Source organism: Amycolatopsis sp. ATCC 39116, from assembly GCF_000231075.2.
GTDB lineage: Bacteria > Actinomycetota > Actinomycetes > Mycobacteriales > Pseudonocardiaceae > Amycolatopsis_E > Amycolatopsis_E tucumanensis.
The window spans coordinates 35,785-56,133 of the sequence record NZ_AFWY03000031.1; the positions used below are offsets into that span (position 1 = coordinate 35,785).

Below are 20,349 nucleotides of genomic sequence, written 5' to 3' on the forward strand. Positions count from 1 at the left end.
ACTCATGCACCATGCGCATGGATCTGACGGTGCAGCAGCTCCGGGCCGTGGTCGAGGTGGCCGACGCGGGCGGGTTCACCACGGCCGCCCAGCGGTTGCACCTGGCCCAGTCGTCGCTGAGCCGCACGGTCGCCGAGGTGGAGCGCAAGGTGGGTGTGGCGTTGTTCGAGCGGACCACCCGGCGGCTCGTGCCGACCGCGGAGGGCGTGGAGTTCACCCGGATCGCGCGTGAGGTGCTGGCCTCGTTCGACGCCGGGCTGCGGCACTTCACCGGATTCCTCGCCGGCACCCGCGGGCACGTCCGGGTGGCGACCCTGCCGTCGCTGGCGGCGATCCTGCTGCCCCCGGTCATCGCCCGCTACCGCCACGAATGGCCCGGCGTGGAACTGTCCATCGAGGACTGCCTGTCGGACGAGGTGCTCGCCCGGGTGCGGTCGGGCGCGGTGGACCTCGCGGTCACCGTCGTCGGCGAGGCCCCGGACGACCTGGAGGTGCAGCCGCTGGCCGCCGACGAGTGCTGCTGCGTCTTCCCGCCCGGCCACCCCTTCGCGGACGCGGAAACCCTGTCCTGGCAACGGATCCAGGGCGAGCCGTTCATCGCCTTCTCCCCCGGCAGCAGCATCCGCCCGCTGGTCGACCACGCGCTCGCCGAGGCCGGGGTCGCGCCCGGCCACACGATCGAAGCACGCAACATCGCCGCGGTCGCCGGGCTCGCCGCCGCCGGGCTGGGCGTCTCCGCGATCCCCGGCCTGGTGCTGCCACTGGTCGCCTTCGCCGGGCTGCGCAGCCTGCCGCTGGACGGGCCGCGTGCCGAACGCACGGTCGCGCTGGTCCGCGACCCGTCCCGGCCGCGCCCGCGGGCCGTCGCCGCGTTCACCGAGGCCCTCCTCCAGGCCCGGGACCGCGGCGACGGCCTGCCGGCTCACACGCGCTGGCTCACCCGCCGTGGCAGTGACCGCCCGTCGACGGCGGCACGTCCAGCGTCGGGTTCCGGTCGAAGAACCCCACCGGCTTGAGCTTGAACCCGGTGTAGTCCACCGGCATCACCGGCCAGTCCTCCGGGCGCGGGAAGTGCGTCAGCCCGAAGGTGTGCCACAGCACGATGTCCTCGCCGTCGATGTCCCGGTCGGCCGCGGTCCACGCGGGCAGCCCGGCGCCGCCGGGGTTCTGGTTCACCAGGTCGCCGGCCGGGTAGCGCTCGGCGTCGGAGTAGCGGGTCACCCACAGGTGCTTCGTGGCGAAGGTGGCCCGCGCGTGCACCGACGAGGACTCGTCCGCCAGCAGTGTCGGCTGGCCCTCCGGGTAGAGCACGTAGGCCGGGTTGCGGCCGAAGCGGTTCTGCCGCTCCGGGTTGACGATGTGCCACACCCGGCCGCGGGTGTTGTCGGCCGCCCGCGCCGCTTCGGACTCACGGGTCAACCGCGTGCGCGCCTCGCGGAAGGCGTTGCCGTACGGGTTGGCCTCGCTCACCGGCACCCGCACCGCGTCGACCTCGTCCACGGCGTTTCGGTCGCCGTCGACGCTGACGTCCAGCCGCGCGCAGAACAGGTGCTGGTGGTAGGGCGCGCCGAGGCCGGGCGCCATTTCGGTGGCGTACTCGTGCCCCTCCGCGGGGTAGGCCGAGGTGAACGTGACGCCGGTGGCCTTGGCCTCCAGCTCGATCGTGCCGTCGAGGTAGAAATACCAGTAGAAGCCGTAGTCGTAGTTGCCGATCGTGGTGAAGAACGACACCACCAGCCGCCGCTGCCGCCGCGTCTCGTGGGAGCCGGCGAACATGTCGCTGTGCTTCCACAGCACGCCGAAGTCCTCTTCGTGCATGCAGATCGCGTTGCGGATGGTGCGCGGCTCGCCCAGGTCGTCGGCCACCACCGCGTCGAAGTAGCGGATCTCGCCGAGGCAGTCGCAGCCCAGCTCCAGCGAGTTGGTGTAGCGGGCGAACATGTACTCGCCGCAGTCGAAGTAGTTCTGCCAGAACCGCACCGGCGACGGGTCGGCGTAGGGCACCACCATCTCGGCCACCGACGCCCGGTACAGGACCGGCCGCTCGTGGAACGAGATCTCGTGCAGGGTGAGGCCTTCCCGCTCGTTGAAGCCGATCCGCAGGTCCCAGTTCTCCCACCGCACCCGGCTGCCCTCGACCGCGTAGCTCGGGCCGTCCGGCTGGGTGATCTCGATCGGCTTGAGCGTGGTGCGGTGCGGCCCGGTCTGCGCCGGGTCGTCGAAGTTGCCCGGCTCCTGCGGCACCGGCAGCTCCCGGTGGTCGATCACGGTCGTCACCGCGCGGGCGGTGAGGTCGACGTAGGCGACCAGCCCGTCCACCGGGTGCGCCCACGGGTGGTCCTTCTCGTGGAGCTGCTGGAAGCCCAGCGCCCGCACCACGCGGCGGCCGGTCTCCCCGGGGTGGTCGTAGGAACCGGCGGACAGCGGCACCGCGCGCACGGTGGCCGGGTCCAGGCCGCGCTTGCGCAGGGCATCGGTCCACCGCGGTTCGGCGTTGAGGATGTCCTCGATGAGCTCGAACTCGGTGTCGATGATCGGCGGCTGGCCGTCGGCGACCGGGTCGATCTCCCGCAGTTCGTCCACAGTGGACCGGGTGGCCGACACGACGACGTCCTTCGAGGAGCCGTCGGCCAGGTCGAGCAGGATCGCCCGGAACCGGCGGTCCACCTCGTCGCCCGGCCGGTGCGCGCGCACCACGGCCTTGCCCGGCTCCTCCAGCGCCAGGAAGGCGAACCGGACGGACTCCCCCAGCAGCCCGGCGGCGCTGAGCACCTCCCGGACCACGCGGACCTCGTCCTCGGTCATCGGGTCGAGCGGATGCGTCGTGGTGGTGCGTTCTTCGGCGAGTGTCATCGGCGATCCTTTCAGGCGAGGGCGGGTTCGGTGGCGGGCGAGCGCAGGACGGCCGAGAGCACGGCCCCGAGGGCGAACGCTCCGGCGAGCACGGCGAAGATGACGGCGGCCAGGCCGAACGAGCCGCCGATGAGCGTCGGGAAGTTGAGCACGGTCAGCACCAGGCACGTGCCCAGCCCGGCCAGGCCGAGCACCGGCGCGGCGAACGTGTGCCAGGCGCGCCGGTCCACCCGCGTGCGGCGGAAGAACACCACCACAGCCGAGCACGTGAGCGTCATGAGCACGAGCACGCCGAGGGTCGCGGTGCCGGCCATCCACGAGAACACCTGGGTGACCGGGTCCATCCCGGCCAGGGCGAACACCGCGATCAGCACGACCGCGCTGACCGACTGCGCGAGCGAGGAGACGTGCGGCGAACCGTGCCGGTGGTGGCTGCGGCCGCAGGCGGCGGGCAGCGCGCCGGAGTTGCCGAGCGAGAACGCGTACCGGGCGATGACGTTGTGGAACGACAGCAGCGCGGCGAACAGGCTGGTGATCAGCAGGACCTGCACGACGTCGGCGCCCGCGGTGCCCAGGTAGCGGCCGACCGTGGTGATCAGCATGTTCCCCGGGTCCGCGCCGGCCTGCTCGACCGCGGCGCTGTCGCCCCACGCGGAGACGACCGCCCAGCTGGACAGCGTGTAGAACCCGGCGATGAGCAGCAGCGACAGGTAGGTGGCGCGCGGGATCGTGCGGGCCGGGTCGCGGGCCTCGTCGCGGAACACCGCGGTGGCCTCGAACCCGATGAAGCTGGCGATGGCGAACATGATCGCGATGCCCACCGAGCCGGAACCGATCTGCGCCGGCTCCAGGAACGCCGTCGACAAGCCGCCATCACCACCGCGCGCGGTGACGACCGCGTCGAAGACCAGCACGATCCCGGCCTCGCACAGCAGCAGCACACCGAGCACCTTGCTGCTCAGCTCGATGTGCCGGTAGCCGAGCAGGCCGACCACGGCGAGCGCGGCCAGCGACCACACCCACCACGGCAGCGCGCGGCCGCCGTAGTGCTGCACCAGCCCGTCGAGGGCGGCGCCGAGGTAGCCGTAGACGGCCAGCTGCACCGCGGTGTAGGTGACCAGGGCGAGGAACGCCGCGCCGAGGCCGGGCGCGCGGCCGAGACCCTCGCGGACGTAGGCGTAGAAGGCGCCCGCGTTGGGCACGTGGCGGCTCATCGCACAGAACCCGACCGCGAACAGCAGCAGGACCACGCAGCACAGCACGAAGGTGGCGGGGAAGGCGGCGCCGTTGCCGAGCGCGACGCCCAGCGGCACGCTGCCGGCGACCACCGTGAGCGGCGCGGCGGCCGCGACGACCATGAAGACGATGGAGCCGGCGCCCAGTGAACCGGTCAGCGACCGTGGCGTATCCATGAGACCTCCGGGGACTCAGCGGGGATTTCCGGTGACGGCTGCACAGCGTTGAGCAGCAACGTTGCGCCGCCGTCAGCCGCCGGTCAAACCCCGGTCTCCGCCGCCGGGAAGTCCCGCGGTGGCGTTCTCCCAACGCGGGAACGGCTCCGGCGTTTTTCTCATTTGACGCTCGCGGCCATGTCCTCGGACGTAACCCCGGAGTTACAGTGCCGGGTTACCGTCCACAGAGGAGGAAATGCCGGATGTCCGTGCCACCCCGGGTGCTGCCGCCGTTGCGGCGCGAGTCCCCGATGTCCGGGCTCGACCGCCGCAACCTCGGTCCGCTGCAGGTGTTCGCGCAGTCGATCTCGGCCGCGGCGCCGTCGGCGGCCATGGCGGCCGCGCCCGCGGTCGCCGCGGCAGGGGCCGGGACCGGGGTGCTGTGGTCGTTCGTCGTCGCGACCGTGCTCGCGCTGCTCATCGGGCTGGGGATCGCGCAGTTCACCCGCCGTATGGCGGCGGCCGGGTCGCTGTACAGCCTGACGGCGAAGGGGCTCGGCCCGGCCGCGGCGTTCGCGTGCGGCTGCGCGTTGCTGATCGGCTACGGCCTGCTGACGATGGCCGCGCTGACCGGGTCCGGCGTCTACCTGCAGGACCTGCTGCGGCGCGCCGGGCTGGACCTGGGCTGGGGGCTGGTCGCGGTGCTCGTGCTGGTGCTGGGCGGGCTGGCGACGGCGTGCGTGCTGCGGGGCGTGCGGTTGTCGGCGACGGTGGTGCTCGTCGCCGAGGCCGTGTCGATCTCGCTGATGCTGGTGGTGTTCGGGTTGCTGCTGGCCAGGGTCGGCCCCGGGCTGGCGCCTGCCGCGCCGGACCGGGGCGTCGGCGGGATCGCGGCCGGGGTGCTGCCCGCGCTCGGCGCGTTCATCGGGTTCGAGGCGGCGGCGTCGTACGGGGTCGAGGCCCGGCGGCCGTTCCGGACCGTGCCGCGGGCGGTGCAGGGCACGGCCGCGTTGTGCGGCGTGCTGTACCTGGTGGCGGCGTACACGCAGGTCATCGGCCTGGGCGCGCTGCCGGGCGGGCTCGCCGGGCAGGCCGAGCCGGTCAGCACGCTGGCCGCGCTGCAGCAGCTGCCGTGGCTGTCCTACCTGCTCGACCTGGGCATCGCCGCGTCGTTCCTGGCGTGCACGCTGGCGACCGGCAACGCGCTGGTGCGGGTGCTGCTGTCCATGGGGCGCGAAGGGGTGGCGCCGGCCGCGCTGGGCCGGACGCACCCGCGGTACCGGACGCCGCACGTCGCGATCCTGGCCGTGCTGCCGCCGGTCGCTGTCGTGCCGGTCGTGCTGATGGCCGCCGGGATGAGCACCACGTCGGTGTTCGTCACGCTGCTCAACGTCGCGGTGTTCGGCTACCTGGTGGCCTACCTGCTGGTGTGTGTGGCGGCGCCGGTGTTCCTGCACCGGATCGGCGAGCTGACCCGGGGGGCGCTGGTGGTCGGCGCGATCACCGCGCCCGCGCTGCTTGCGGCGCTGGTCGTGTTCACGGCCGACAACCTGGGCGGCCCGTACCCGGCGGTGTTCGGGCTCTGCGCGCTCGCCGGCCTGGCCTGGTTCGCCTGGCTGCGCCGGCGGCGGCCGCGGGACCTGGCGCGGGTCGGGATCTACGACGAGACGTCCGAGGCCGACCTGCTTGGCGGCGAGCGGTGAGCCCGGAGACGCCGCTGTCCGGCCGCCAGCCGAAGGCGGTCCGCAGCGCGCTGGCGGTGCTGGAGGAGGTCGTGGCGGCCGGGCCGGGGGTCACGGCGAAGGAGATCTCGGCCGCGTTGAAACTGCCCCCGGCGACGACCTACCGGCTGCTGAACCTGCTCGTCGGCGAGGAGTACCTGGTGCGGTTGCCGGACCTGCGGGGGTTCGCGCTGGGCCGTCGCGCCGGGCGGCTGGCGACCCCGGTGCCGGTGCGGCCGCCCGCGGCGGCCAGGGCGATCGTGGAGCACCTGCGGCAGCGGGTGCGGTGGGGTGTGCACCTGGCGTCCTACCGGACCGGGCGGCTGACGCTCGTCGACCCGGACCCGGACCACCCGCCGTCGGACGGGGCACTGCTCGCCCGCTACCCGCACGTGTCCGCGCTGGGCAAACTGCTGCTCGCCGAGCAGGCCGACTGGCGCGCGGTGGTGCGGGAGCTGCGGTCGTTCACCGAGCGGACGATCGTCGACGCCGAGCGCCTGGACGCCGAACTCGCCGCGGTCGCGCGCGACGGGCTGGCCCGGCAGTGCGGTGAGCTGCTGGAACGCAAGGGCTGCCTGGCGGTGGCGATCCGGGACGTGGTCACCGGCGAGCTGGTCGCCGGGCTCGCGGTGAGCGGGCCCGCGGAACGGGTCGCCGAGCCGAACGCCGAGCTGGTGGCGCTGGTGCGCGACCACGCCGGGCAATTGGCGCCACTTCTCGCGTGAGCGATGTCGAGAACGCGGAAGCGGCTCCGTCCCCGGCCTGACACACCCCGGAAACCGGAGGAGACGGACATGGATGTCACCGCTGAACTGGCCAAGCCGATCGCGCGGGAGCTGCTGCAGTCGAACATCCCCGCGCGGCTGGCGTACGACGGACTGGACGGCGAGCCCCGGGTGATCCCGATCGGGTTCTGGTGGGACGGCGAGCACCTGGTCATGGCCACCGTGCCGAAGTCGGCGAAGGTCGCGGCCCTGCGCCGCAACCCGCGCGTGGCGATCACCATCGACCGCATGGACCCGTGGCCCCCGCGCGTGCTGCTGATCCGCGGCACCGCACGCCTGGAACTGGTCGACGGCGTCCCCGACGCCTACATCGAGGCGTCCCGGAAGGTGACGCCCGCCGAGGTGTTCGAGTCCTGGGAGCAGGGCGTGCGGGCGCTGTACGAGCAGATGGTGGTCATCACGATCGAACCGGACTGGGCCAAGCTGCTCGACTTCGAGACGACGCTGCCCAAGGCGGTGGAGGACCTGCTCGCCTCCCGCCAGGGCTGACGGTTCAGCCGCCACTGGGCGATGCGCCCTGCCCGGCGGCGGTCATGACCACCCGACCCGCGCCGACGTCGGGGCAGCAGCACCGCTCCAGCGGCCACGAGTCCACCTGGAATCCAGGCTAGGGTGCCACGCGGCTGGCCCTGCTGCGTCCGCGAAGAGCCGCCGCACGCTCCGGCAGTGCGCCCATGGCGCCGGGGCGGCGATCCCGCCTAGGCTCGCAGCGTGCGGATCGTCTCCTTGTTGCCCGCCGCCACCGATCTGGTGGCCGAGCTGGGGCTGGCCGGGCAGCTGGTCGGGCGGACGCACGAGTGCGACTGGCCGCCCGGCGTCGAGGACGTGCCCGTCGTCACCGGCAGCGGCCTGCACACCGCCATGAGCAGCCGCGAGATCTCGCAGGCCGTCGGGGGCGCCCACGCCGGCTCCGCGCTCTACGCCCTCGACGCGGCGAAACTCGCCGCACTCCGGCCCGACGTCGTGCTCACCCAGGACCTCTGCGAGGTCTGCGCGGTGTCCTACCGCCGGGTCACCGACGCAGTCCGCATGATGGACGCCGGGCCGCGGGTGCTGAGCCTCGAACCCCGCACGCTCGCCGAGGTGCTGGACTGCCTGCTGCTGCTCGGCGACGTCCTCGGCGTGCCGGACGTCGCCCACGCGAAACACGCGGAACTGCTCGCCCGCCTCGCGGACCTGCGGGAGCGGACCCGGGACCTGCCCCGGCCCCGGGTCGCCGCGATCGAATGGCTCGACCCGGTCTGGCCCGCCGGGCACTGGGTGCCCGAACAGATCGCCGCCGCCGGTGGGGAGCCCCTGCTGGCCCGGCCGGGCGAGCACACGAAGGCCATCGACTGGGCCGCGGTGGCCGCCGCCGAACCCGACGTCCTCCTCCTGCTCCCCTGCGGCCTGCCGCCGGAGCGCACCGAGGCCGAACTCGGCCTGCTCACGAGCCGGCCGGGCTGGGCGGACCTGCCCGCCGTGCGCGCCGGGCAGGTGTGGATCCTCGACGGCCCGTCCTACTTCAACCGCCCCGGCCCGCGCGTCGTGCGCGGCGCGGAGATCCTCGCCCACGTGCTGCACGGCATCGGGACGGTCGAGCCGGATCAGGCGAGGCGCACCTCGATCTCCGGCGGCGTCCGCAACGTCTGATACACCACGCAGTACCGCTCGGTCAGTTTGCGCAGCGTCGCGAGCTGCTCCTCGGACGCGTCGGTGTCGAGGTCGAACGACAACCGGATCGCCTGGAAGCCCACCGGCGCGGACTTGTCGACGCCGAGTGTGCCGCGGAAGTCCAGGTCGCCCTCGGCCCGCACGGTCCCGCCGCGGATCTCCAGCCCCAGCGACGTCGCCACCGCCCGCAGCGTCACCCCGGAGCACGCGACCAGCGCCTCCAGCAGCATGTCGCCGGAGCACGCGAGGCTGCCGTCGCCACCGGTGGCCGGGTGCAGGCCGGCCTCGACCACCGCCCGCCCGGTCTCCACCTTGCACGAGATGCCCAGCCCGTCGAGCTCCGCGTTGGCGCGCAAGGTGATCAGCGCCTGAGCCGGGTCCTCCCGGTAGCGCTCCTTGAGCGGCGCCTGCAGTTCCCTGAGTTCGCCTGCGTCCATGCCCGCCAGTATGACCGCGTGAACGGGCTCACGCCGGTGTCAAGGCCGGATCAAGACCGGGCCCGCGCGTGTCATCGCCGCGTCAGCCCGGGGTCCGCGCGGGCCGCCACGGAGATTTCCTTCGGTGCAGGGAAACCGAAGGAGGACTTCATGACACTCGCCGAGGTGCTGCCCAGTGTGGGGCTCGCCGGAGAACCGCCGCTGGAACCCGGCCTGTGGCCGCGCACCACCCGCCTCGCCGAGGGCGGCGACCTGACCTGCGGCGGCGTGCGCCTGACCCGGCTCGCCGCGCGGTTCGGCACGCCGGTGCAGGTCTTCGACGAAACCGAGATCCGCGGCCGCGCCGAATCGCTGCGCGCCGCGTTCCCCGGCGCCGAGATCGCCTTCGCCACCAAGGCCCTGCCGGTGCGCGGTGTGCTCCGGGTGCTGGACCTCAGCGCGGACGTGTGCTCGGCGGGCGAGATCGCGATGGCGCGCTCGGCCGGCGTGCCGGGCGAGCGGATCCTGGTGCACGGCAACGTGAAGACCCCGGAAGACCTCAAGGCCGCCTTCACCGCCCAGGCCGGCCGGATCGTCGCCGACTCCGCCGACGAGATCGACCAGCTCGCCGCGCTCGCCCCCGCCGGGCAGCGGGTCCTCGTGCGGGTCACCCCCGGCGTCGACGCGCACACGCACCGCGCGCTGGCCACCGCCGTCGAAGGCCAGAAGTTCGGGTTCTCCCTCGCCTCCGGCGCCGCGCTGGACGCCGTCGGGCAGGTCCTCGCCCAGCCGGGCCTGCGCGCCGCCGGGTTGCACTGCCACCTCGGCTCGCAGGTGCGCGACACGGGCGCCTACGCCGAAGCCGTGCGCCGCATGGTGCGGCTGCTGGCCGAGGTCCGCGAGCGGCACGGGGTGACGCTGGACCAGCTCGACCTCGGCGGCGGCTTCGCGGTCCCCTACCGCGCCGGCGAGCAGGCGTTCGACCTGACCGGCGCCGCCCGCCGGATCCTCGGCACGCTGCGCCTGGAGTGCGAGCGTCACCGGCTCCCGGTGCCGCGGCTGGTGCTGGAACCCGGCCGCTGGCTCGTCGCGACGGCCGGGATCACGCTGTACCGGGTGGCCGCGGTCAAGAACGGGTTCGTCGCCGTCGACGGCGGCATGAGCGACAACCCGCGCCCGGCGCTGTACGGCGCGCGCTACACCGCCCGGCTCGTCGGGCGGCACACCAAGGCGCCGCGCCGCCCGTGGACCATCGCGGGCAGGCACTGCGAGGCCGGCGACGTCCTGGCCGAGGACGTGCCGCTGCCCGCCGACATCCGCCCCGGCGACCTGCTGGCGGTGCCGGTGAGCGGCGCCTACCACCACGCGCTGGCCTCGAACTACAACCTGGTGGGCCGTCCGCCGCTGGTCGCCGTGGCCGACGGCGCACCGCGCGTGCTCGTGCGCCGCGAAACCGAGGAGGACCTGCTGCGCCGCGACCTCGGCTGACCGTGCGGGCTACGTTGAAGATCATGAACGACACCCCTCGCCTCCCCGGACTCCGGCTCGCCGACGCCGATGCGCTGGTGAACAGCGCGCTGGGCGTCGCCGCGGAGCGGGGCTTCCCGCCACTCGCGGTGGCCGTCCTCGACGTCGCCGGCGAGGTGATCGCGCTGCGGCGGGCGGACGGCGGCATGCCCATGACCAGCCGCATCGCGGTGGCCAAGGCGCGCACCGCGTTGCTCACGCTGCGGCCGTCCGGGGCGCTCGAGCTGCCCGGCGCGATCGTCGGCAGCATCCAGCACCTCTACGACGGCGACTACGTCCCGTTCGCGGGCGGGGTCCTGGTCACCGACGGGGATGTGGTCCTCGGCGCCGCGGGCGCCTCCGGCGGTCACGCCCGCGAGGACGACGAGGCCGTGCGCACCGCCGTGCAGCGCTGGCAGGAGGACCTGCTGCGCCGCGACCCCGGCTGATCGGGGAAGCTCGGCGCATGGTCTCGGTATTGCAGAACGTCGCGATCGACTGCGCGGACGCCTACGAGCTGGCCCGGTTCTGGAGCGCGGTGACCGGCCGTCCGCTCCACCCGGACGACCGGCCGGGCGAGCCGGAGACGCAGGTGCTGCTCACGGAGGGTCCGGTGCTGCACTTCAACCAGGTGCCGGAGCCCAAGACGATCAAGAACCGCATCCACCTGTGCCTGCGCCCGGAGACCTCGCGCGACGAGGAGGTGGCGCGGCTGCTGGGCCTCGGCGCCACGTTCGTCGCCGATCACCGGAACCCGGACGGGTCCGGCTGGGCCGTCCTCGCCGACCCCGAGGGCAACGAGTTCTGCGTGCTCCGCAGCGACTCCGACCGGGCCGCCATGGAGTCCTGACCGGCCTGGGCAGTCCCGAGCGTGGTGTCGATGAAGGCGCGCGTCGCCGCGGTCACCGGGCCGCCGCGGTGCACCAGCCACTGCGGCAGCCGCTCCGGCGGGTCGAACCGGTAGACGTCCGCGCCCGCCCGCACCGCGAGGTCGGACCAGCCGTCCGGCATCAGCCCGGCGCCGATGCCCTTGAGCACCATCGGCAGCACCACGCCCCGGTCCCCGGCCTCGGCCGCGATCGTCATGTCGCCGACGGTCGCGGCCAGCCGGTCGAACAGGGCCCGCACCGCGGTGGCCGGCTTGGTGACCACGAACCGCATGCCGCGCAGCACCTCCGGGCTCACCGACGGCCCCGGCACGTCCAGCGCGCCGGGCGGCACGACCAGCAGGAACTCCTCGTCCCGCAGGTGGTGCGTCACCAGCCCCTGCCCGGACGGGCGCTCCGCGCTGCCGCACACCCCGACCTCGCACCGGCCCTGCAGGACCATCGCGACCACCTCGGCCGCCGACATCGCCGACGAGGTGCTGACGGTGACCCCCGGGTGCCGCCGGGCCAGCTCGGCGATCACGCTGGTCACCGGTTCCAGCCCGGACGACGAGGTCGCGGCGACGTCCACCCGCCCGGCCGCGCCGTCCCCGATCGCCCCCGCCGCGGCCCGCAGCGCGTCCAGGTCGCGCAGCACCAGCCGGGCCCGGTCGGCCAGCGCCTCCCCGGCGGTGCTCAGCACGGCGTGCCGCCCGACCCGGTGGAACAGCGTGACGCCCAGCTCGTGCTCGAGCTTGCCGATCGAGCGGGACAGCGAGGGCTGCGCGACGTGCAGCGCCTTGGCCGCCGCGGTGAACCCGCCGTGCTCGACGATCGCGACGAAGTACTCCAGCTGGCGGCGTTCCACCACACTCCCATCGATAGCGAACGGCTATGGCGATGGTGTCACAGATGTCTTGGACGTTCACCCGGTCGAGGGTGTCTACTCGAACCGTGTTCACCACCCGCCCGACGCTGCAGGGCACCCACGGCATGGTGTCGTCGACCCACTGGCTCGCCTCCGCCACCGCGATGGCGGTGCTGGAGGACGACGGCAACGCCTTCGACGCGGCCGTGGCCGCCGGGTTCGTGCTGCACGTCGTCGAACCGCACCTGAACGGCCCGGCCGGCGAGGTGCCGATCATCCTCGCGCCCGCCGGGCAGGCGCCGCGCGTCCTGTGCGGGCAGGGCCCGGCCCCGGCCGGGGCGACGGTCGCGCACTACACCTCGCTCGGCCTGGACCTGGTGCCCGGCACCGGCCCGCTGGCCGCCGCCGTGCCCGGCGCGTTCGACGCGTGGATGCTGCTGCTGCGCGACCACGGCACGAAGACGCTGGCCGAGGTGCTGAAGTACGCGATCGGCTACGCCGAGAACGGGCACCCGGCGGTGGAGCGGATCGGCTCGACCGTCGCCAGCGTGCGGGAGCTGTTCGAGACGGAGTGGACCAGCTCCGCGGAGGTGTACCTGCGCGACGGGCGCCCGCCGGCGCCCGGCGAGATGCTGCGCAACCCGGCGCTGGCCGCGACCTGGCGGCGCGTGATCGCCGAGGCCGAGGCCGCCGGCCCGGGCCGGGAGACGCAGATCGACGCCGCTCGCCGGATCTGGCGCGAGGGCTTCATCGCCGAGGCGATCGCCGAGGCCGCCGCCCGGCCCACCATGGACACCTCCGGCGAGCGGCACGCCGGCACCCTCACCGCCGACGACCTCGCCGCGTTCGAGGCGGGCTACGAGGCCCCGGTCACCTACGACTGGCAGGGCTGGACGGTCGCCAAGTGCGGCCTGTGGAGCCAGGGGCCGTCGTTCCTGCAGCAGCTCGCCCTGCTGCCGGACGGCCTCGAGTACGGCACCCCGGACTACCTGCACACGCTGATCGAGGGCACCAAGCTCGCCATGGCCGACCGCGAGGCGTGGTACGGCGACAGCGCGGACGTCTCCCTGGACACCCTGCTTTCCGTGTCCTACAACGAATCCCGCCGCGCCCTGATCGGCGAGCGAGCGTCGGCGGAGCTGCGGCCGGGTTCGCCGGACGGGCGCCGGCCGCGGCTGAGCAAGCAGGCCGAGCTGTCCGTTGGCGGCGCCGTCCCGCCGCCACCCGCCGCGGGCGCGGGTGAGCCGACCGTCGCCAAGGACGGCGCGACGCGCGGCGACACCTGCCACCTCGACGTGGCCGACCGGTGGGGCAACATGATCGCCGCCACCCCGAGCGGCGGCTGGCTGCAGTCCAACCCGGTCATCCCGGCGCTCGGTTTCCCGCTGGGCACCCGGCTGCAGATGTCCTGGCTGGACGAGGGGCTGCCCAACTCGCTGGTGCCGGGCCGCCGCCCGCGCACGACGCTGTCCCCGTCGATGGCGCTGCGCGACGGTGTGCCGGTGCTCGCGTTCGGCACGCCCGGCGGCGACCAGCAGGACCAGTGGAGCGTGCATTTCTTCCTCGCCGTCGCGTTGCGGCAAAAGGTGCGCGGAAGTCTCGATCTGCAGGGCGCGATCGACGCCCCGAACTGGCACACGGACAGTTTTCCGAGTTCGTTCTACCCGCGCACGATGCACCCCGGAAGTGTCACCGTGGAATCGCGGATCGGCGACCCCGCGATCACCGAACTGCGGCGGCGCGGGCACGACGTCGAAATCGCCGGCCCGTGGTCGGAAGGCCGCCTCTGCGCGGTCGCCCGCGACCCGGAAACCGGTGTCCTGTCAGCGGGTTCGAACCCGCGCGGCATGCAGGGCTACGCCGCCGGACGGTAGTCGGCGGCAATCCGGAAAACGGAAGACAGCGGTTCGGACCATCCCCCCGGACCGCTGTTTCTTCCTGCCCGCACCACAGCGGAAAATCGTTACCCGAATTAACCCGCCGGAAATCGATGACAAACAACGGGAAACTACCGTAAGCTGCGCACACGTTCGATCGCGCGGGAGTTTTCCATGGCCCTCAAGAATTCGCGGTGGCGCATTCTCGCGCCCTACGTGGCGCTCACCGCGGCACTGGCGGCGTGCGTGCCGGTGCAGCACGTGGCGAGCACCGCCGAGCACACCGACGACTACGGGACGCCCGTCGGCGCCCAGCCGGTCCGCTCCGGGGGCGAGCTCGTGATGGGCCTGTCGTCCGAACCGGACCGGCTCGACCCGACCACGTCCAGCTCGCTCTACACCCGGTACGTGATGAGCACGATCTGCGAGAAGCTCTACGACCTCGACGCGAGCGGGCAGATCGTGCCGCAACTGGCCACCGGCCTGCCCACGACGTCGCCGGACGGGCTGACCGTGACGATCCCGGTCCGCACCGGGATCGTCTTCGCCGACGGCACCCCGTTCGACGCCACGGCCGTGCGCACCAGCCTGCAGCGCCACCTCACGCTCAAGGGTTCCCAGCGCACCAGCGAGATGGGCCCGGTGCGCGCCGTCGAGGCGCCGGACCCCGGCCACGTCGTGCTGACGTTCAGCAGGCCGTTCGCGCCCATCACCGCCGCGCTGGCCGACCGCGCCGGGATGATCCTGTCTCCCGCGGCGCTGGCCGCGCAGGGCACGAACTTCGGCGATCACCCGGTGTGCGTGGGGCCGTTCAAGTTCGTCAAGCGGGTTCCGCAGACCTCGATCGAGGTCGAGCGCGACCCGCTGTACTACGACGCGGCGCAGGTCCACCTCGACCGCATCGTCTACCGGATCATGCCCGACGCCAACATCCGCGCGGCGAACCTGCGCTCCGGCGACATCCAGGTGGCCGACACGATCTCGCCGCAGGACGTAGACGCACTGGCCAAGGATCCGGACCTGAAGGTGCTGCAGTCCTCGTCGCTGGGCTACCAGGGCGTCACGATCAACACCGGCAACGTCGACGGCGCGGGCACCCCGGTCAAGCCGATCGACACCCCGCTGGCCCGCGATCCGCGGGTGCGCCAGGCGTTCGCGTCCGCTGTGGACCGGCAGACGCTCGTCGACACGGTCTTCAACAACTGGTTCGACGTCGCCTGCTCCCCCATCGCGCCGCAGTCGCCCTACGCCACCCCGGCCAGCGACGCCTGCCCGGCCTACGACCCGGCCCGCTCGCGGCAGCTGCTCGCCGAAGCCGGTGTGCCCACGCCTTTCACGGTGACACTGCAGGTGTCCAACACCCAGGACCAGCTGCGTTACGCCCAAGCGCTGCAGGCCAGCGTCGCCGAGGGCGGGTTCGACCTCAAGATCGTGCCGGTCGAGTACTCGACCCTGCTGGACGTGCAGAAGCGCGGGGACTTCGAGCTGCTGCAGCTGGGCTGGTCGGGCCGCATCGACCCGGACGGCAACACCGCGCGGTTCCTGTCCACCGGCTCCGGCGGCAACTACGGCGGGTTCTCCTCGGCCGAGCTGGACGACCTGCTCACCCGCGCCGCCCGCGCCGCCACCACCGCCGAACGCGCTGATCTCTACGGCCAGGCGACGAGCGTGATCCAGCGGGAGAACCCGATCGTCTACACCTACCGGCTGCGCAACCTGACCGTCCACTCGGCACGGATCGCCGGCGTGGAGGTCTACTCCGACGGCGTGGTCCGGCTCGGCAGGGCCGCCTTCCGCGCGGACCAGGAGGGCTGAGACCGATGCTGCGTCACCTTCTGCACCGGCTCTGGCAGTCCGCGCTGACCCTGGTGCTCGCCTCGATCGTGGTGTTCGCCGGCGTGCGGGCGCTGCCCGGCGACCCGGCACTGGCGATGGCCGGTGAGGAGGCCGATCCGGAGACGCTCGCCGCGGTGCGTGCCCAGCTGGGCCTCGACGAACCGCTGCCGGTGCAGTACCTCAAGTTCCTCGGCCACGCGCTCACCGGCGACTTCGGCCGGTCGACCCGCACCGGCACCCCGGTGTCGGAGATGATCGGCACGACCCTGCCGGTCACCGTGCAGCTCGCGGTGTACGCGATGCTGATCGCGGTGCTGGCCGGGCTGTTGCTCGGCGTGCTCGCCGCGGTGTTCCGCGGGCGCTGGCCGGAGTGGGCGGCCAACGGGTTCTCGCTGTTCGCGCTGTCGGTGCCGACGTTCTGGCTCGGCATCCTCGCGGTGGTGTACCTGTCCGTCCAACTGGGATGGTTCCCGGCGTCGGGTTACGTGTCGCCACTGAAGGATCCGGTGCGCGGCCTGTACTACCTCACGCTGCCCGCGGTGATCCTCGGCCTGTCGCACGCCGCGGTCGTGCAGCGGCAGACCCGGTCGTCGATGGTCGGCACGCTCACCGCCGACTACGTGCGCACCGCCCGCGCGAAGGGGCTGGGGCGCGGCGCGGTGGTCTTCCGCTACGGGCTGCGCAACAGCCTGATCGTGGTGACCACGATCGTCGGACTCCAGCTCGGCGGGCTGATCGCCGGTGCCGTGGTCACCGAGCGGATCTTCAGCCTGCCCGGCATCGGCAAGCTCACGCTCGACTCGGTGTTCAGCCGCGACTACCCGGTGATCCAGGCCGTCGTGCTGGTGATCACCTTCGCCTACATCGTCATCAACCTGCTGGTCGACGTCCTATACACGGTCATCGACCCGCGGGTCCGGGTCTCCGGGAGGGCCGCATGACCGCGATCGCCGAACCGCCTGCCCCCGTGGGCCGGGTGCGCGGCCGGGTGCTGGGAAACCTGCTGCGCAACCCGATGGGCGTCACCGGCGGCGTGCTGCTGCTGATCGTGCTCGTCGCCGGGGTGTTCGCCCCCTGGCTCGCCCCCTACGCACCGTCCGAAGTGCACTTCACGACCCCGTTCCAGCAACCGGGAACCGTCGGGTTCGCGCTGGGCACCGACGACCTGGGCCGCGACGTGCTGTCCCGCGTGCTGTACGGCACCCGCACCTCGCTCGAGGTCGGGCTGTTGTCGGTGGCGCTCGCGATCGTGGTCGGGGTCCCGCTGGGACTGCTGTCCGGGTACTGGCGGTGGCTGGACGCGATCGTGTCCCGGCTGACCGACCTGATGCTCGCGTTCCCGTTCCTGCTGCTGGCGGTCGGGCTCGCCGCGATCAACGGCGGCGGCCTGGTCAACGCCGCGGTCGCGCTCGGCATCGGCAACATCCCGGCGATGATCCGCGTGGTGCGGGCCGAGACGCTGCGGATGAAGGACAGCGACTTCGTGCTCGCGGCGCACACCATGCACGCCGGGCCGTGGCGGATCCTCGGTCAGCACGTGCTGCCCAACGCGGCGTCGGCGATCATCGTGCAGGCCACGGTGATCATGCCGCAGGCCGTGCTCGGCGAGGCGATCCTGTCCTTCCTCGGGCTGGGCATCCAGCCGCCAGAGCCGAGCCTGGGGATCATGCTCTCCGACGCGCAGCAGTACCTGTTCCGCACCGTGTGGCCCGGGGTGTTCCCGGGCATCGCGCTGGCCCTGATCTGCCTGGGCTTCAACCTGTCCGGCGACGCGCTGCGCGACGCACTCGACCCGAGGAGCTCCCGATGACGGAACCGTTGCTGCGGGTCGAAGATCTGCGGGTGTCCTTCGGCGGCACCGAGGTGGTGCACGGCGCCGACCTGACGATCATGCCCGGCGAGCGGGTCGCCGTGGTCGGCGAGTCCGGGTCCGGCAAGTCCACGACGGCGCACGCGGTGCTGGGCCTGCTGCCCGGCGCCGGGCGGGTCACCGGCGGGCGGATCGCGGTGCGCGGCGAGGACGTCACCCACGCCGGCGAGAAGCGGATGCGGCGGCTGCGCGGCCGGGAGATCGGGCTGGTGCCGCAGGACCCGATGACCAACCTCAACCCGGTGGCGCGCGTCGGCAGGCAGGTCGCGGAAACGCTGGTGACGCACGGACTGGCGACCCGGCGGGAGGCGATGGCGCGGGCGGTGGAGATCCTCGGTGAGGCCGGGTTGCCCGAGCCGGCGCGGCGAGCGCAGCAGTACCCGCACGAGTTCTCCGGCGGCATGCGGCAGCGGGTGCTGATCGCCATCGGGCTGGCCTGCCGCCCGGACCTGCTGATCGCCGACGAGCCGACCTCGGCGCTGGACGTGACCGTGCAGCGGCAGATCCTGGACCACCTCGACGGGCTGACCCGCGAGCTGGGCACGGCCTTGCTGCTGGTGACCCACGACCTCGGCCTGGCCGCCGAACGCGCGGACCGCGTGGTGGTCATGTCGCAGGGCCGCGTCGTGGAGTCCGGGCCGGCCCGGCGGGTCCTGACGGCGCCGGAGCACAAGTACACGCGGCGGCTGATCGCGGCCGCGCCCTCGCTCAAGGACCCGATGCCCGCCGTGGACCCGGCGCCACCGGTGCTGGAGGTTTCGGGGGTGTCGAAGGAGTTCCGGATCCGCGGCGGCGGGGGCGTGTTCACGGCGGTGGCGGACGTGTCGTTCACCGTCGAACGCGGCCGCACCACCGCGATCGTCGGCGAGTCCGGCTCCGGCAAGACAACGACGGCCCGGATGGTGCTCGGGCTGGTCCCGGTGTCCGGCGGCACGATCCGCCTCGACGGCGAGGACGTGCTCGGCCTGCGCGGCGCCCGGCTGAAGGCGGCGCGCCGGGCGATGCAGCCGGTGTTCCAGGACCCCTACGCCTCGCTCGACCCGCTGTTCACCGTCGAGCGGCTGATCACCGAGCCGCTGCGGATCTTCCGCGTCGGTGACAAGGCGAGCCGGGCGGCGAAGGCGCGGGAGTTGCTCGACCAGGTGGCCCTGCCCGCGTCGACGGTGCACCGCTACCCCAATGAACTGTCCGGCGGCCAGCGTCAGCGGGTGGCGATCGCCCGCGCACTGGCACTGGGCCCGCGGCTGGTGGTGTGCGACGAGGCGGTGTCCGCGCTGGACGTCCTGGTGCAGGACCAGATCCTCACCCTGCTGCGCACCCTGCAGGAGGAACTGGGGCTGAGCTACCTGTTCATCTCGCACGACCTGGCCGTGGTGAAGGCCATCGCGCACGACGTGGTCGTGATGCGCGCCGGACGGGTCGTGGAACAGGGCCCGGTCGCGAAGGTGCTCGAAGCCCCCGAGGAGCCCTACACGCGGCAACTGCTGGACTCGATCCCCGGCGCGGGTGTGCTCGCCTGAGGCCTCAGCCGTCCGCGAGCACCGTCTCGAAGGCCAGCTCCGCGGCGCCCAGGAGCTTCGCGTCCGTGCCCAGCGCGGACGTCGCCACCCGCGTCCCGGCGAGGGCCCTGCTCACCAGGCTCCGCTCCCGCACCGTTCGCTCCACGTGCTCGACCAGCGCCGGGGGCAGGGCGGTGAACAGGTCGCCCAGCACGACCAGCTGCGGGCACAGCAGGTTGACCACGTTGCCGAGCCCGAGCGCGAGCCATTCGGTGAACTCGGCGAGCACGTCCGGCGCCTCGCCGTCGGCGGAGAGCAGCCGCAGCTCGTGCACGATCGCGCCGACCGGGCTGTCCTCGTCCAGCCCCAGCGCCCGCGCCAGCGCCCGCTCCCCCACCTCGGTTTCCCAGCAGCCGTGCGACCCGCAGTAGCACTGCCGCCCCTGCGGCCGCACCACCATGTGCCCGACCTCGCCCACGTGGTGGCCGCCGGCGCCGCGCATGGACACCCCGTTGGAGATCACGCCGCCGCCGACGCCGACCTCGGCGCCGATGTAGACGAGGTCGTCGTAGCCGCGCGCCACCCCGCGCAGGTGCTCGGCGAGCGCGCCCAGCTCGGCGTCGTTGCCCATGTGCACCGGCAGCTGCAGGGCCCGCGACAGCCAGGCGCCGAGCGGGATGTCGGTCCAGTGCAGGTTCGGCGCCTCGTGCACGAACCCGTCCTGGTGCCGCACCACGCCCGGCACCGACACGCCCGCCGCGACCGGGTGGACGCCCAGCTCGTCGATCAGCGGGCCGGCCGTGTCGACGATCTTGGTGAACACCTCGCGCGGGTCGTTGGTGGTGGAGCGGATGTTCCACCCGCCCCGCCCGAGGATCTCGCCGCCGATGCCGACCAGCGCCATCCCGGCCCGCTCCACCCGGATGTCGATCGCCAGCACCACCGCGGCCTGCGGCTGCGGCAGCACCAGCAGGGACGGGCGGCCCGCCCCGCTGCGCTGAGCGGGCACCCGCTCCTCGACGAGCCCGTCCTCGGCCAGCCCGTCCACCAGCGCCTTGATCGTGCTGCGGTTCAGCCCGAGGTCGGTGGCGAGACTGGCCCGTGTGGACGGGCCGTGGACGTGCAGCCGGCGCAACAGGGCGGCCCTGTTGTGCCGGCGCACGTCGTCGGGGCGGGTGCCCGCGGTCGGTGTGGTCGTCACCTGCGCT

Annotated in this window: 18 protein-coding genes; 13 read left to right on the forward strand and 5 right to left on the reverse strand. The window is 73.3% G+C overall.

The genetic code is table 11. The features are described 5' to 3' along the window. Positions 1-11 precede the first annotated feature (11 nt). Positions 12-1,016, forward strand: coding sequence for a LysR family transcriptional regulator (locus tag AMY39116_RS0326380; RefSeq protein ID WP_020420615.1), 1,005 nt, complete (start codon positions 12-14; stop codon positions 1,014-1,016). Here the strand turns inward: AMY39116_RS0326380 and AMY39116_RS0326385 are convergent. Together AMY39116_RS0326385 and AMY39116_RS0326390 are read right to left on the reverse strand one after the other, a co-directional pair. Then, the gene (locus tag AMY39116_RS0326385) at positions 937-2,853 is read right to left on the reverse strand and encodes a primary-amine oxidase (protein WP_020420616.1); all 1,917 of its coding nucleotides are present in this window, start codon (positions 2,851-2,853) and stop codon (positions 937-939) included. The two genes, AMY39116_RS0326380 and AMY39116_RS0326385, sit on opposite strands and share 80 nt — an antisense overlap. A gap of 11 nt (positions 2,854-2,864) precedes the next feature. Then, positions 2,865-4,265 (reverse strand): APC family permease, encoded by a 1,401-nt coding sequence (locus tag AMY39116_RS0326390; RefSeq protein WP_020420617.1) that lies wholly within the window; start codon positions 4,263-4,265, stop codon positions 2,865-2,867. Between the two features lie 242 nt (positions 4,266-4,507). Here AMY39116_RS0326390 and AMY39116_RS0326395 point away from each other — a divergent pair, with 242 nt between their 5' ends. The 4 genes from AMY39116_RS0326395 (at position 4,508) to AMY39116_RS0326410 (ending at position 8,382) form a co-directional block, all read left to right on the forward strand. Then, a complete protein-coding gene (locus AMY39116_RS0326395; protein WP_020420618.1) occupies positions 4,508-5,947 on the forward strand; it encodes an APC family permease in 1,440 nt (479 codons plus the stop codon). Then, on the forward strand, positions 5,944-6,690 hold the full coding sequence (locus AMY39116_RS0326400) for an IclR family transcriptional regulator (protein WP_020420619.1): 747 nt from the start codon (positions 5,944-5,946) through the stop codon (positions 6,688-6,690). Before AMY39116_RS0326395 ends, AMY39116_RS0326400 begins: the two co-directional genes overlap by 4 nt. A gap of 69 nt (positions 6,691-6,759) precedes the next feature. Then, on the forward strand, positions 6,760-7,239 hold the full coding sequence (locus AMY39116_RS0326405; protein WP_020420620.1) for a pyridoxamine 5'-phosphate oxidase family protein: 480 nt from the start codon (positions 6,760-6,762) through the stop codon (positions 7,237-7,239). Positions 7,240-7,461: 222 nt separating this feature from the next. Continuing rightward, positions 7,462-8,382: an ABC transporter substrate-binding protein gene (locus AMY39116_RS0326410; RefSeq protein ID WP_020420621.1), complete on the forward strand. Its 921-nt coding sequence runs from the start codon at positions 7,462-7,464 to the stop codon at positions 8,380-8,382. Here the strand turns inward: AMY39116_RS0326410 and AMY39116_RS0326415 are convergent. Next, positions 8,337-8,840 carry an OsmC family protein gene (locus AMY39116_RS0326415; protein ID WP_020420622.1) on the reverse strand — a complete coding sequence of 168 codons (504 nt, stop codon included), beginning with the start codon at positions 8,838-8,840 and terminating at the stop codon, positions 8,337-8,339. The two genes, AMY39116_RS0326410 and AMY39116_RS0326415, sit on opposite strands and share 46 nt — an antisense overlap. A 150-nt stretch (positions 8,841-8,990) precedes the next feature. On the opposite strand from AMY39116_RS0326415, the gene lysA reads away from it, so the two are divergent. The 3 genes from lysA to AMY39116_RS0326430 are packed head-to-tail and all read left to right on the forward strand — an operon-like array spanning position 8,991 to position 11,175. Next, a complete protein-coding gene (gene lysA / locus AMY39116_RS0326420; RefSeq protein ID WP_020420623.1) occupies positions 8,991-10,307 on the forward strand; it encodes a diaminopimelate decarboxylase in 1,317 nt (438 codons plus the stop codon). 23 nt (positions 10,308-10,330) lie between these two features. Beyond that, positions 10,331-10,774, forward strand: a complete 444-nt coding sequence (locus AMY39116_RS0326425; protein ID WP_020420624.1) for a heme-binding protein — start codon at positions 10,331-10,333, stop codon at positions 10,772-10,774. 17 nt (positions 10,775-10,791) lie between these two features. Then, a complete protein-coding gene (locus AMY39116_RS0326430; protein ID WP_027936246.1) occupies positions 10,792-11,175 on the forward strand; it encodes a VOC family protein in 384 nt (127 codons plus the stop codon). Here AMY39116_RS0326430 and AMY39116_RS0326435 read toward each other — a convergent pair. Continuing rightward, positions 11,070-12,059, reverse strand: coding sequence for a LysR family transcriptional regulator (locus AMY39116_RS0326435; protein ID WP_235716225.1), 990 nt, complete (start codon positions 12,057-12,059; stop codon positions 11,070-11,072). The two genes, AMY39116_RS0326430 and AMY39116_RS0326435, sit on opposite strands and share 106 nt — an antisense overlap. 86 nt (positions 12,060-12,145) lie before the next feature. Between AMY39116_RS0326435 and AMY39116_RS0326440 the strand changes: the two genes are divergently transcribed. The 5 genes from AMY39116_RS0326440 to AMY39116_RS0326460 all read left to right on the forward strand — a co-directional run bounded on the left by AMY39116_RS0326440 (position 12,146) and on the right by AMY39116_RS0326460 (position 19,162). Then, the gene (locus AMY39116_RS0326440) at positions 12,146-13,933 is read left to right on the forward strand and encodes a gamma-glutamyltransferase family protein (RefSeq protein WP_020420627.1); all 1,788 of its coding nucleotides are present in this window, start codon (positions 12,146-12,148) and stop codon (positions 13,931-13,933) included. 177 nt (positions 13,934-14,110) lie between these two features. Next, positions 14,111-15,751, forward strand: coding sequence for an ABC transporter substrate-binding protein (locus AMY39116_RS0326445; RefSeq protein WP_020420628.1), 1,641 nt, complete (start codon positions 14,111-14,113; stop codon positions 15,749-15,751). A 5-nt stretch (positions 15,752-15,756) separates the two neighbouring features. Continuing rightward, positions 15,757-16,713 (forward strand): ABC transporter permease, encoded by a 957-nt coding sequence (locus AMY39116_RS0326450; protein ID WP_020420629.1) that lies wholly within the window; start codon positions 15,757-15,759, stop codon positions 16,711-16,713. Then, positions 16,710-17,582 carry an ABC transporter permease gene (locus tag AMY39116_RS0326455; RefSeq protein WP_020420630.1) on the forward strand — a complete coding sequence of 291 codons (873 nt, stop codon included), beginning with the start codon at positions 16,710-16,712 and terminating at the stop codon, positions 17,580-17,582. Before AMY39116_RS0326450 ends, AMY39116_RS0326455 begins: the two co-directional genes overlap by 4 nt. Then, entirely contained in the window at positions 17,579-19,162 is a 1,584-nt protein-coding gene (locus AMY39116_RS0326460) for an ABC transporter ATP-binding protein (RefSeq protein ID WP_020420631.1), read from the forward strand. The genes AMY39116_RS0326455 and AMY39116_RS0326460 overlap by 4 nt, the downstream gene beginning before the upstream one ends. Before the next feature lie 4 nt (positions 19,163-19,166). Here AMY39116_RS0326460 and AMY39116_RS0326465 read toward each other — a convergent pair whose 3' ends face one another. After that, positions 19,167-20,342 (reverse strand): ROK family transcriptional regulator, encoded by a 1,176-nt coding sequence (locus tag AMY39116_RS0326465; protein WP_020420632.1) that lies wholly within the window; start codon positions 20,340-20,342, stop codon positions 19,167-19,169. Between the last annotated feature and the right edge of the window lie 7 nt (positions 20,343-20,349).